This is a genomic window from Sphingobacterium sp. G1-14, from assembly GCF_002196555.1.
Lineage (GTDB): Bacteria > Bacteroidota > Bacteroidia > Sphingobacteriales > Sphingobacteriaceae > Sphingobacterium > Sphingobacterium siyangense.
This window is the reverse complement of the sequence record NZ_CP021381.1, coordinates 5,926,859-5,940,334: the sequence shown is the minus strand read 5'-3', so window position 1 is coordinate 5,940,334 and position 13,476 is coordinate 5,926,859. Positions and strand designations below refer to the sequence as shown.

General features: G+C 39.5%; 10 protein-coding genes. 2 read left to right on the top strand and 8 right to left on the bottom strand.

Annotated elements, in window-relative coordinates; all coding sequences use genetic code 11:
* Positions 1–74 precede the first annotated feature (74 nt).
* The 4 genes from gluP to CBM24_RS25460 form a co-directional block, all read right to left on the bottom strand.
* Positions 75–1,367, bottom strand: a complete 1,293-nt coding sequence (gluP, locus tag CBM24_RS25475; RefSeq protein WP_075994474.1) for a glucose/galactose MFS transporter — start codon at positions 1,365–1,367, stop codon at positions 75–77.
* Between the two features lie 302 nt (positions 1,368–1,669).
* On the bottom strand, positions 1,670–2,095 hold the full coding sequence (locus CBM24_RS25470; protein WP_046673622.1) for a hotdog fold thioesterase: 426 nt from the start codon (positions 2,093–2,095) through the stop codon (positions 1,670–1,672).
* The gene (locus CBM24_RS25465; RefSeq protein WP_088163202.1) at positions 2,061–2,609 is read right to left on the bottom strand and encodes a DinB family protein; all 549 of its coding nucleotides are present in this window, start codon (positions 2,607–2,609) and stop codon (positions 2,061–2,063) included. Before CBM24_RS25465 ends, CBM24_RS25470 begins: the two co-directional genes overlap by 35 nt.
* The gene (locus tag CBM24_RS25460; protein ID WP_075994471.1) at positions 2,590–3,819 is read right to left on the bottom strand and encodes a sensor histidine kinase; all 1,230 of its coding nucleotides are present in this window, start codon (positions 3,817–3,819) and stop codon (positions 2,590–2,592) included. Before CBM24_RS25460 ends, CBM24_RS25465 begins: the two co-directional genes overlap by 20 nt.
* A gap of 121 nt (positions 3,820–3,940) precedes the next feature.
* Here CBM24_RS25460 and gltX point away from each other — a divergent pair, with 121 nt between their 5' ends.
* The gene (gene gltX, locus CBM24_RS25455) at positions 3,941–5,461 is read left to right on the top strand and encodes a glutamate--tRNA ligase (RefSeq protein ID WP_088163201.1); all 1,521 of its coding nucleotides are present in this window, start codon (positions 3,941–3,943) and stop codon (positions 5,459–5,461) included.
* A 223-nt stretch (positions 5,462–5,684) separates the two neighbouring features.
* Here gltX and CBM24_RS25450 read toward each other — a convergent pair whose 3' ends face one another.
* Together CBM24_RS25450 and CBM24_RS25445 are read right to left on the bottom strand one after the other, a co-directional pair.
* Complete coding sequence (locus CBM24_RS25450) at positions 5,685–7,262, bottom strand: MFS transporter (protein WP_088163200.1); 1,578 nt, start codon at positions 7,260–7,262, stop codon at positions 5,685–5,687.
* 6 nt (positions 7,263–7,268) lie between these two features.
* Positions 7,269–8,318: an HlyD family secretion protein gene (locus tag CBM24_RS25445; protein WP_088163199.1), complete on the bottom strand. Its 1,050-nt coding sequence runs from the start codon at positions 8,316–8,318 to the stop codon at positions 7,269–7,271.
* 381 nt (positions 8,319–8,699) lie between these two features.
* Here CBM24_RS25445 and CBM24_RS25440 point away from each other — a divergent pair, with 381 nt between their 5' ends.
* Positions 8,700–9,509: an AraC family transcriptional regulator gene (locus CBM24_RS25440; RefSeq protein ID WP_075994467.1), complete on the top strand. Its 810-nt coding sequence runs from the start codon at positions 8,700–8,702 to the stop codon at positions 9,507–9,509.
* Between the two features lie 9 nt (positions 9,510–9,518).
* Here CBM24_RS25440 and CBM24_RS25435 read toward each other — a convergent pair whose 3' ends face one another.
* On the bottom strand, positions 9,519–12,404 hold the full coding sequence (locus CBM24_RS25435) for a DEAD/DEAH box helicase (protein ID WP_075994466.1): 2,886 nt from the start codon (positions 12,402–12,404) through the stop codon (positions 9,519–9,521).
* Positions 12,405–12,656: 252 nt separating this feature from the next.
* Positions 12,657–13,436 (bottom strand): diaminopimelate epimerase, encoded by a 780-nt coding sequence (gene dapF, locus CBM24_RS25430; protein WP_088163197.1) that lies wholly within the window; start codon positions 13,434–13,436, stop codon positions 12,657–12,659.
* Between the last annotated feature and the right edge of the window lie 40 nt (positions 13,437–13,476).

The window sequence follows — 13,476 nt, the reverse complement described above, 5'->3', positions numbered from 1 at the left end:
AGGAAGAATTTTAAGAAAAAAGGGCATCTATTTTTTAGATGCCCTTTTTTCCTAAAATATAAGATGGATTTACATTAATTCGTTTTGCCAACTTTATGGCCTACTATAGAGAAAAACATAATGTATAGATAGCCCGGAATCATTGCATATAGGAATGCATGTTGAAAATCAATATGTAAATGATCTTTTAACAATCCGTAGATCAAAGGCCATATAGCACCACCTGCAATACCCATAATCATGATGGCTGACCCTGTTTTCGTGAACTTTCCGAGGCCTTTAATTCCTAGCGGGAAGATCGCTGGCCACATGAGGGAGTTAGCGATTCCTAACAAGGCAACGAATATAAATGAAGTTGTACCAGTCGTAAAAACAGAAATAATGGTGAATGTGATGCCAATGATTGTGCAAATGCGTAAGGCCATTTGTTGTGATACAAATCTTGGAATAGAAATAATACCAATAATATAACCGATCAACATACAAGCGAGTGTAAATGCTGTTGCATAGGTTGTAAAGAAAGGATCAACTTTCAGTTCGCGTGCATAGACGCCAATGATATCTCCCGCCATAACTTCGACGGCCACACAGAAGAAGATTGCCAAAGCTCCCAAGAACAAATGTGGATATTGAAATATCGATGTTTTCTTTGCTGCCACAGTTCCGCTTTCTGCGCTGGTTTCTTCTTCTGCATCCACATCGACCTCAGGCAGGTGTGTGAACTTTAAGAATATTGCGAAGGCAACGAATATAATTGCTAGCGAGATGTATGGAGTATGTACGCGTTGAAGAAGATCATCTAAGATCGCATTCTTTTGGACAAGATCCGTTGTTGCTTCCAATTTTGCTGTTACCTTTTGAGCATCTTTTAAAAAGAGTGTTCCGAAAAGGATAGGTACAATGATACCAGCCGATTTATTGAAAAATCCAGCTATTGAAATACGTTGTGCAGCGCTATCAATGGGACCAATAATACTTAAGTAAGGGTTAACGGCTGTTTGTAATAATGCCATTCCTGAACCTTGGATGAAAATTCCTGTTAAAAATAGGCCGTAGCTTCTATTATCTGCCGCAGGAATAAAGATCAAAGATCCTAAACCTAATATAATAAGACTGACAACTAAACCATTTTGGAAACCAATTTTTTTAATGATGACTGAGCTTGGAAGTGCTAGGAAAAAATAAGCAATATAGGAAGCAAAGGTTACGAAGAAAGCTTGCAAATCTGTTTCGAGGTTACAAGCAATTTTTAAGAATGGAATTAAGGTTCCGTTTGCCCAGGTAATAAAACCGAGGATAAAAAATAAACCACAGCAGATGGCCATAGGGCGGAAAGCTGTTTTACCAACGTTAGGATTAGTGGTCATGTTTTGTTTTATTATATTTAGTTAAGTTATCGTTCGAGGATTGGTAAATCAGCAGGAATAAGGAATGAACAAACGATTGCGCTTCATAATTACTGATTTTTAAAGTATCCATCCTACAAGACTACTTAAATTTCTTGAATATTGGAAATAAATAAAGGCATATTTTTGGGGGATTTTGATAATTAATTGACAAAAAAAAGAAGGATAAATTGTGAAATTTATCCTTCTTTGCTTATAAATATTGTCGAATTGTAATTGGAACGTGGTGATAAATCGAGTTAGCAAGAGCCGTATAGTTATCGTTATTTTGGAACGATAGCTACTGTAAGTCTTGAGATACAATTTAATTTGTTGAAGCGATCGTACATTTTTATTTCCCAAATATGTGTGGATCGACCAATGTGTATTGGGCTACATTTTGCTGTTATTACGCCGCTACTTACCGGGCGTATATGATTGGCATTTACTTCAAGTCCAACTCCGCGGTATTTTTCTGGATCAACCACGAGGTTAGATGCGATACTTCCCAAAGACTCCGCCAGAACGACAGAAGCGCCGCCATGTAAAATACCATGTGGTTGCTTGACTTTATCTGTTACCGGCATGGTCGCCGTGATGGAGTTGTCATCAATTTCTGTCGCTTGAATCTCGAGCAGACCCGATAGGTATTTGTTGAAAAATACGTTTATTTCCTCAATGCTGTAATGCTGAAACCAAATTTTTGACATCGTCTGAGTTTAAATAACGTTCTTGAATAATGATGCGATGATGATTAAGGTGACCAGCAATGACATACAAGAGTGCTTTTACACTTGTTAGCCGTTCAGATGCCATCCCTTTACGTTCCAATTCAACCTCATTAAAACTGTTGAAAAGCATCATGTTCGCTTTGCGAAGAAAAGTAAATTCCTTACTCAGACTTTCTAAAGTGCGATCGTTGTAACGGGAATACTGAATGAAGTAGTCTTGGTCGTATCCAGCGAGCTCTTTAAGGTCATTACGTGAAAAACGCAATGCCCGATAAGCCATGATACGCTCATTATCGATGACGTGGCCAACAACTTCCTTGATTGTCCACTTATCTTCGGCGTATTTAAAATTACCTCTTTCCTCTGGTATCGTGTCCAGAAATGCTGGAAAGGAGAGCGTTTGTTCTTCTAGTGCATCGAACACATTATCGACGACAGTCTCAATATAAGGCGCGTAGACCGCTGGATATTCGTCAGATTTGAGTGGCTTCATATTTTAAGTTGCTTTTTAAGATTATTCGAAATGTTGTTCCTTTACCTACTTCAGATTCTTTTACAAAAATTTGCCCCTGGTGGTACCGCACCATTCTTTTTGTCAGACTAAGGCCAAGCCCCCAACCTCTTTTCCGTGTTGTGAACCCCGGCTGGAAAACAGATTCAAAATTAGATCTCGGAATTCCTTTGCCCGTATCACTAATGTCTATAAAAATTTCTTCTTTCGCAATATTTTCTGAAATATTAACAGTTATCTTTCCTTCTGTGCCAATGGCATTTACTCCGTTTTTCAATAAATTTTCGATAATCCAATCAAAGAGTGGAATATTAAGCTGTGCTTCAAGATGTGTGTCTCCTTTTAATTCGAAAGCAATTTTATTACTGGTTCGTATGCGAAAATAATCCATGTAATTTTTGATGACATCATACAGGTTATGGTTAGTCAGTACGGGAGTAGATCCTATTTTTGAAAAGCGGTCGGCGACGATTTCAAGTCGCTTAATGTCATTTTCCATTTCATTTAGGGTGTCATCTTCTTCGGCATCAAATTTTATGCGAATCAATTCTAACCAACCCATCAACGATGAAATAGGGGTACCCAATTGATGTGCGGCTTCTTTTGTTAGCCCTACCCAAACGAGATTTTGTTCAGATTTCCGGATAGAATTGAAAACGGTATAAGCAATAATGAGAAAGAGGGCAATCAGCGATAGTTGTACATAAGGAAACACCCTTAACTGTTGCAAAAACCATGAATCTTTATAATACACATGCCATTTTTGTCCATTTTCCAATTCCAACGTAATAGGCGGATGGCTTTTCTTCATAAACGCAAGCTGTTTTTGAAAATAAACGGGATCATAATCGAGATGTTTTGTAACACTGTCGTTGTGTCCGGGTTTAATATTTGTCTTTGTGGAATCGAGGTTACGCCAGAAAATGATGTCTTCCTTGTCGTCAGTAATAATTGCGGGTAAATTTAGACTGTCTCTTACGGCGTAAATAAATGTAATGAATTCATCATCAACGTCGGGCATGGTCATTATATTTTTGGTACTCATAGCCCATACCTCAGCCTTCGAACGTTCGGCATGTGCAAGATTTCGAACGAGGTAATTGGTATAAACCAGGGAGGCGACAGCAATGACTGCTGCAAAGATAAGCAAGATAAATTTCCAGCGTTGCTGGCTAATCTGATAGGGTTTCATGATTCCGTATTCGTGTCCTTCATTTGCAAATTACTGAATAAATGTCTGTTTTCTGCACTTTTATTTCATTGATGAGGTTATCGTGCCGCCCAAATCAAAAATTTTGTGGTAATTTTGCGCCATGAGTTCAGAAAGAAAAGTAAGAGTGCGTTTTGCACCAAGCCCGACAGGTGGTCTTCACCTTGGTGGGGTACGTACAGCTTTGTTTAATTTTCTCTATGCGCGTCAGCATCAGGGAGATTTTATTTTACGTGTCGAGGATACGGACCAAACTCGTTTTGTCCCAGGTGCTGAGGAATATATCAACGAATGCTTAGCATGGTGTGGTTTGACTCCAGATGAAAGCCCATTAAAAGGAGGCGAGTACGGACCTTACCGTCAAAGTGAGCGAAAACCATCTTACCGGAAATATGCTGAACAGCTGATTGAGAATGGTTATGCTTACTATGCTTTTGACACAGCAGAGGAGCTGGATGAGCAGCGTAAGTTACAGCCTAATTTTCGATATAGTCACGAGAACAGACTTCAATTACGTAATTCATTGAGTTTGTCTGCCGCTGAAACTCAACAATTATTGGATGCGGGCACACCGCACACCATCCGTATAAAGATTCCAACTGATGAAACGGTATCGTTCACTGATATGATCCGTGGAAAGGTTGCTTTTGATACAAATCTTGTCGATGATAAGGTATTGCTTAAGGCAGATGGCATGCCGACTTATCACCTCGCTGTTGTTGTAGATGATAAGGCCATGGAAATATCGCATGTATTCCGTGGTGAAGAGTGGTTGCCTTCGGCACCTATCCACATCTTATTGTGGGAATACCTTGGTTGGGGGGATAGTATGCCAGGCTGGGCGCACCTTCCATTGATCCTTAAACCAGATGGAAACGGTAAACTAAGCAAGCGTGACGGTGATCGTTTGGGTTTCCCTGTTTATGCTATGAACTGGACCGATGCTAAATCTGGCGATACAACAAAAGGATTCCGTGAGATGGGCTTCTTACCCGAGGCTTTTGTCAATATGCTCGGCGTGTTAGGTTGGAATGATGGCACCGAACAGGAGCTTTTCTCCTTAGATGAATTGATTCAGAAATTTGGTGTTGACCGTATCAGTAAAGCTGGTGCGAAATTTGATTTTGAAAAAGCAAAATGGTTCAACCATGAATGGATTAAACGCACGTCGACAGAATCCTTGTTGCCAAAGATCAAAACAGTATTGGAAGATCATCAAGTAGATGCCGATGAAGCTTACGTGAGCAGGGTATTGGATGCTGTGAAAGAGCGTTTAACTTTTGTTGAGGACTTTTGGAGTCAGGCGTCTTTCTTCTTTTTGCAACCTGCGGAATATGATTTGAATGCTGTGAAGCCTAAGTGGACTGCTGAAAAAACAGCATTTTTTGAGGGTATAAACCAGTCATTCGAAGAATTTGATACGTGGAAAGCTGCTGAATTGGAGCCTTTCTTCAAAGATGCGATTCAGGCATCGGGAATGAAAATGGGTGAGCTGATGATGCCATTCCGGATTATGTTGGTAGGCGGTAAATTTGGACCAGATGTCTTTCAGATTGTTGAATTGCTCGGTAAAAACGAGGTCATAGCACGTGTGAAAAAAGCTCTTAAAGAATTTGATGCTTAAATAGATTAAGTACGAGATACCAAAGAGGGGTTGTCTGCATTGATTTGCAAACAGCCCCTTTTTTTGAAAGAACCAGTTTAATTGATGCGTATTGTTTTTATGAAGGCATCAATGAGCTCGTGATACTTGGTTTATTAGGCCGAAAGAATCTTCGGTTCGCTTTCATTGCTGTTACTGCTTGCGAAAGCATGAAAGTTGTATATAGGAGATTTAGCTGCCTCATTTACAAGTATGGGATTCTTAGGCGCATGAAAAGTGTTTTGGCTGGGCCGAATAAAAATATTAGCCCTGTGACCAGCATTCCCAGGATTCCCAGATAAGTAAATATCTCCATGTTACTGATTAGTGATGCTTGCTGACTTAGGATTCCCGAAATACTTTTGCTTGCAATACGACCTGCTATTTGATCTCCATATATTCCGGTATATTTGTCCATTAATGTATTCCAATAGTTTATTGTCAGTGGGTTGCTTGTATTCAGTGTCTGTTCGAGTTGAATATAATGCTTTTGATTTAGTGTATAGCTGGCATTTTGAATAAGTGCAAATCCGACATTCGTACTCCAAAACCGAACGGTTGTGCCCATGAGGCCTGCATTGCCAGCATGATGGGATTCTACACCTGTCAAAATATAAATAACCAGTGGTGTAAAAAGCCATCCTTGTCCGATTCCTTGAATAAACAAAGGAAGCCTGATTGCCCAGATTGTGGTATCAGGGTAAAATATAGGTACAAATAAAAAACATGAAGTCGCCAATATCAAAAAGCCAAAACCAAAGATATATTTAGGAGATACATCGCGGAGGAGTAAGAATCCTGAACTGCCAACACCCAGTATTGTACCAAGGACATTGATGTACTGTACATCAACAATATAATGCCAGGGCCACTTCCATACGGTAGCCATCACTGTGTATACATTATTGAGACAGCTGCGAATAATATAAAAGAGAAAAAATAGGATAACACCAAAGATCACATTTTTGTATCTGAGGATCTCAAAATGAAACAGCGGTCTTTTGACAATCCGCTGTTTAATGATGAAAAGTGCTCCGAAAATAAGGAAAAGTGCGAAGTTGATGGTGATCTTGGAGCATTCAAACCAATAGTATTTGCGACCATAAATTAAAACGTAGGCCCCGCAGCTCAATGATATCAATAAAAATAGACAGCTGGCCAGATCCAGTTGATAGAGTGGAAACTTTTTACCCAAGCGATTATTGTTGAGTAACAGCAAGGCTATTGCAATCACTATCAAATGCCAATAGAGTACGACATGGATCATATCTTGCCATCCATAGTCCATTATGCTTTCTTTGAGTAAGGATGTCGTTAAAGTTGATCCTGTAAGCATAAAGGTATATAGGAAAAAATAGGCGATCGTTCGGCTTTTGGTATGCTTAATCTGCATCATAAGCAGTGGAAGAAAGCATGCACCTTCCAACACACAGAAAATACCTTCGATCACGCGGAGAATACCAATAAGGAAAGGGTCTCTTGTAAGTGAAATACCGAGTAGAATAAGGATGGAGAGGCTACAGGTCAAGAGTATGTATGTCCTTACCCTAAAAAACGAAAACAGCCGTTGAAATATGAGTAAGGTAACGACAATGGCACCATACATCAAGGATAGAAAATACTGAATATCCTCAGCTTCAATATCCAGTGCCGAAGCGGTAAATGCCGTATTGGAATGGAAGAGCGACATTAGCATGAGATGTGGGAACATCGCTACGATCATTAGCGGGAGTTTTATCCATTCGGGTACCCAGCTGTAGTATAAAGATTTGTTCGTACTCATGGGCGATTAGGATTGATGGGCGGCATGGACAACGACATTCATACCTGCACGTAATTTCTTGAGATCCTGATTTGGATCAAATACAATTTTAATGGGAATCCGTTGCTCAATCTTTACGAAATTTCCGGTTGCATTGTCTTGTGGTATCAGGGCAAATTTGGAACCTGATGCCGGAGAAAATGAGTGGATTCTTCCTTTAAAACTGAGTTTGGGAAAAGCGTCGACCTGTATAGTAACGATAGTGCCTTCTGCAAGATTTTCGAGTTGAGTTTCCCTAAAGTTAGCGTTGATCCATTTCTCTTCACTAATGACATTGGCAAGTGTCTGACCTTCCTTTACATATTGTCCTGCTTGGATGGTTCGTTTTCCAACAAAGCCATCATAAGGTGCTGTAACTACGGTATACGAAAGAAAAAGCTGTGCATTTGTTTTTGCGGCCTTTTTAATATTGATATTGGCTCTTGCCGGTAGTTCGCTTGTTTTTTCTTTGTTGGTGTTTAGTTGAGCTGAATTATATTCTTCGATTATAGTGTGCAGTTGTGCCAATGCTATATCATATGCTGCTTTGGCATTATCGTACTGTTGTTGGGTCGCAGCCTCTGCTTCAAATAAATTCTTGAATCGCTTGTAATCCTGTTCGGTCTGCCATACACTTACTTTTGCCGCTTCTAATCTTGCCTTTTGAACAGAAATGCTATTGGCTGTTGCATTGGCTGTTTTGCTGATTACCTCAGCATTGCTCTGGCTACTTTGGAGCTCGGCATTCGCCATATCAACCTTTGTTTGATACTCACTGGCATCTATAATTAATAAGGTATCGCCCCGATGTACATATTGGTTTTCCTCAAATCGTACCTCCTTGATAAAACCAGAAACCCTACTGGCAATAGGTGTCAAGTATTGATCAATTTGTGCGTCATTTGTTGTTACATATTGATTGGTAAAAATAAGGTGTCTGACTAAGACGCCGATACCGGTCAATAATAATAGGCTGGCAAATATGACGAGCATTTTATTAAATCCTTTTGTTTTGTCTTTTTTATCTTCTTTATTCATTGTTATTTTGATTGCGTAATTTTAATAGTCTGCTTTATGTGTTTATAGTGTGTCAACACAGGCGAACTGTGTACTTTTAGCATCATCTAAATTTACAGTTGAGCCTTTTTATTTGATCCGATGTTGTAGGAGACTTTTAAAAATTTAATTAAAGTCCGTTGTGCCAGTATTCAGTTCCGCTTATGATGTACTCGGAGTAGCAATTTTTCTGTTTTTGTATGTTACTTAATCAGGGTTACCCGGAATACGAGCAAACTTCCTCTGAGAGCATGAGCATATGGCTGTACAAAGATACTGTGGAATAGAAACGTTTTGTTTTGTATAGTCGGACGGATATATGTTCATTTGCGCCATGTTGTAGGAAAAGTGTAATTTTAAGTTATGGAAGAGGAAAAACTTGTAGCTATTGATGCTGACCAATATGATTTTTATGTAGACCATATGTATGTCGATCGTATCGATTCTCGTGAGTACAAACATAAAAAGGCGCGGCTGCTCTATGCTGACGGTGGTATTATTCATGTGTTTACAACAACAAAGCACTGGTATTTGCCAGCAAGGTTTTATATGTGGATTCCGGCAAATACAACTTATCATCTGGAAAGTACAAGCTCTCGTATTCCGCTATATAGTTTTTATTTCAAGGAGAAGCAGCATATGCCGTCCGTACTTTCAACGCCAAATATATTTCTAAGCAATGATCTGGTGCGTGAAATGTTTTTATTTGCTCAGGATTGGAGCGGAGGGATCAGCAAAACGGCTGATTATTCAAAGTACTGTCTCTTGCGTGCGATGATGGCGATTATTCCGGATACGAGTTCACCAATAGATGCTTTTCCGATGCAGCATCCTTATCCTAAAAGTGAAAAACTCAGGAGCGTAGCGAGATATCTAAATAGCAATATTGATCAAGCATTTACCATTGAACAGGTTGCTGTGCGCTTTGGTATGAGCAGCCGCTCGTTGTCACGGTTGTTTAAAGAAGATATGGGGATTAGTTATATCCGTTTTTTAAGAGCCATACGAATTGCGAAAGCTCTGGAACTGATGTCTGAGAATAGCTATTCCATTCTAGAAATAGCCATGCGTGTAGGGTACAATGAGCTGTCTTCTTTTAGCAATATTTTTACGCGTGTAACGGGTATCCGTCCATCGATATATATGGCGAAGATTAATGAATATAAACAGTAATGTTTTTATTTAGGCCAAAAGTTCCTGCAGATCTTCCTGTGATAGTGACTTGATGAAGCTTTCTTCTGTCGTGATCAGGCTTTGTGCAATCGACTTCTTTTTATTCTGTAAAGCTAATATCTTTTCTTCGACGGTATCTTTACTGATAAATTTATAGATAAACACGTTGCGCGTTTGACCGATGCGGTGTGAACGGTCTACAGCCTGTTGTTCCACAGCTGGATTCCACCACGGATCCAGAATAAAAACATAGTCAGCTTCAATCAGATTGAGTCCCACCCCACCTGCTTTTATCGATATAAGGAATAACTTGGTATCGTTGTTTTTACGAAATTGGCTGACGGCTTCATCCCGATTCTTTGTGCCGCCATCCAGGTAGGCATAATTTGTTCCTTTATGATCGAAATACTGACGGAAAATATTGAGCTGTTTTACGAATTGGGAGAAAATCAGCACTTTGTTGCCTCTTCGCATGACCATCTCAAGCGTTTCAATGACAGCTTCAAACTTGCCGGAATCACCCGAGAATTTCTCATCCACCATTCTGGGATGATTGGCTAATTGTCGGAGCTTTGTCAGGCCTTGCAACAACGCAATTTGCGTAGATTTAGGCTTGCTGTCCAATTGTCCGTCAAGAATTGCATTGCGATATTCAGATTTGACTTTTTCGTACAACTCGGATTGTTTTTCAGTCATTTCACAATAAAGGATCTGTTCAGTTTTTGGCGGTAATTCTGTTGCCACCTGATCTTTTGTACGTCTTAATATAAATGGTTTGACAATCGCTTGAAGACGCTGTGCTTTTTCTTCATCTTTTTTCTTTTCTATGGGCTGTACAAATTCCTTTTGAAAATAAGTATAGCTGCCTAGTAGTCCTGGATTGGTGAAGTGCATCTGTGCCCAAAGATCCGAAACGGAATTTTCTACAGGAGTTCCACTCAAAGCCAATTTGTTTTTGCTTTTTAGGCTTTTGATGGCTTTAAACGATTTGGAAGTTGGGTTTTTGATATTCTGGCTCTCATCGAGGATAATGTAATTAAAATAAAAGCCACTCAAGGTTTCTTCGTCAATACGGGCAATTCCGTAGGTGGTAATTACCAAATCATATTTGGCGAAAAGAGTAGCATCTTTGATGCGGTTGTTTCCGGTATGAAGGTGGATATTAAGCTGTGGGGCAAATTGCTGTGCTTCTTTCTGCCAGTTGTATACCAATGATGTTGGCAACACCAAAAGTGAGGTACGGATATCCTGTTCGTCTTGGAGTTGTTCTTTCTGCTGTTGCAATAGGGCTAAAGTCTGTATGGTTTTACCCAAACCCATATCATCTGCAAGACAGCCGCCAAATTTATACTGCTTCAAAAAATTAAACCAATTGTATCCTGCTTTTTGGTATGGGCGAAGATTTCCCTTGAAATGTTTTGGTTCGGGAATATCAGCAATCTCTTCAAAGTTGGCTAGATTCTGTAGTTTTCGTGTAAATACCAGCTGTGTATGCTCACTAATTTCAAAGAGTAGACCAATATGTACCTTATTTAGTTTGAGCTCATGCCGATCTGCAGAAAATTGGAAGAGATGATTGTATTTTGCAAACCATTCTTCCGGAATCATGGCAATTTCTCCATTCGGTAAGGTAAATTCCTTAATGTTATTAAGAATATGATTGCGCAGCTGGATAAATGGGATCTCATAGGGACCAAATTTTGCGATAGCGCTGATATCAAACCAATCATTGTCTTCATCAATGGAGATATCTAAGGAGGTGTGCCCTATGAAGAAGCGTTTTTCTTCACTATTTTGTATAATGTGGAATCCTAGAGTCTCAAGTTGTTCTTGATGGTTGTTCATCCAGTCAAATACTGAAAGCCGTTTTCCATTATGGGTAGTTGGCGTTAATAAACCGAGTTGGAGGTCGACATCCTGTAGCCCCAATTTTTTTAAGCTTTCATGTTGTTGTTCTTCCCATTGCAAAGATCGTTTTACACGGTGGAATATATATTGATCATCTTTCTCATTATATTCCATACGAACAGTAACTTTATTCTCGGCTCCTGCGGTAAAGGTGTGCGGCCCGTACTTGAATTGCAGTTGTAATTGCGATGCCCCGTCTTCAATATAAATCAAATGGAGGAGTGGAATTGCTTGGTGTTGGTGGGTTTGAATTTCAAATCCTTCGGCATAGACATGATAGCGTTCAATCAGCCCACATACAAAGGTTTCGAAATATTTTTTTTCGGTACTTCTACCGACAGAAATGTAACGTTTATTTAGGAAAGGGCTGAGTTTCTTGCCCTCAAGTGCCTGATCGAAATAATATAGGGTATTGTTTAGAAGTAACCATGCTTGTACATTGGTCAAGACAATGGCATTTTTGAACATAAACTCCAGACGCTGATTTTCGTATTTGATTGTCGGGAAATAACGTGTTTCTTCTTCGTTTCGTCGAAAATGAAATAGAATCGATGCCGCGGAGGTTGCCAATTTAATTTCTTGATCTGCTGGATAACCATCTTTGCTCATCATGAAAAGCGGTTTGTCTCCAACAGCTTCAAAAAATTGGATCATTTTTTCATCAATTTTAGGACGAAGAAGCTCATGTAGCTTTTTATCGAAAACTTTGGAAAAGAAATCGACAGGTCTAATTGCTTTTTTGTAGTATTTTTTAATGAGGTGAGTTTGTTCGATTTCATCGAGCAATCGAATTAGTTTGTAATCTAATTCATCCAATTCAGCGGCGTAAGCATCTACAGTATTGCTAAATATACGTTGATAGCGTAGTGAGTAAGTCCCATTGGGATTGAGTTTGACCATGTGTGGCTCAATAAGATAGCCAAGATAGGGGTGCTCACATATAGAATAAACGATTTTATATACTGGAAATGACTTTGACTGTTGCATTAAAAATAGCGGACCTTATAAATAAAGGTTTCTAATATACAATAAAATATACCATTAATCGCAATTTGCGCGTTGAAATTTTAAAAATCGATTCTAAGGGATAGCTAGTTAAGATCTCGTACTAACCTTCATTATGAGGTTGTGCACAGGTGTCGTTAAATATCAAGGGGCGTAGGCCCTATTTCACGGCTTGATTTGCTTGGACTGAAAATTTGGGTTGCAATTAGCCTTGATCGCTATAGGAGTAAAAATCTAATAGTTCCCTTCAAAGACAAACTGTGCCGGCCCTTTTAAGAACACCTCTGAGAAATGGGAGCCTTTCTTATGGAAGGAGATATACAGCTGTCCTCCTAATACTCGGATAGGAATATTGATATCACCTTCTAAATTTTGCTGCAAGGCGACAGCCATGGCCGCGGCAGTTGCTCCAGTGCCGCAGGCATAGGTTTCATCTTCAACACCGCGCTCAAATGTACGGAGGAAATAACCATCTCCTTCAGCTTCAATGAAATTTACATTGATGCCTTCTTTTCCATAAGTAGCGTTATTGCGAATTGCGTAGCCATCTTGGAAGACATTCTTATCCTGCAGATTTTTTACGAACTCAACATAATGTGGAGAACCGGTTTGTAACAGATAGGCTTCTCCATCACGGGTAAAATCCGTTACATCGATCATCTGGAGATTGACAAGGTCTGCTGATAAAGAGGCCTGGTGTATACCGTCTACTGCCAAAAAGACAGTTTTGTCAGTAATAATGCCTAAGTCGCGTGCAAAAGCGACGATACAACGCCCCCCATTACCACACATGCTGCCTTCTCTACCGTCGGCATTATAATAAATCATCTCAAAATCGTAATTTTCTTTGGTTTGTAAGAGCATTAAACCATCGGCACCAATGCCAAACCGGCGGTTACAGAGCTTTTCTACCAATGCTTCATCTGCGCGGTCAAATGCTTTGTTGCGATTGTCTACTAAAATGAAGTCATTGCCTGCTCCCTGATATTTTGAAAATCTTACTTTTGATGCCATTACGTTGATTTGTAGTAACAAAAGTACGTTTTTTTGTTAC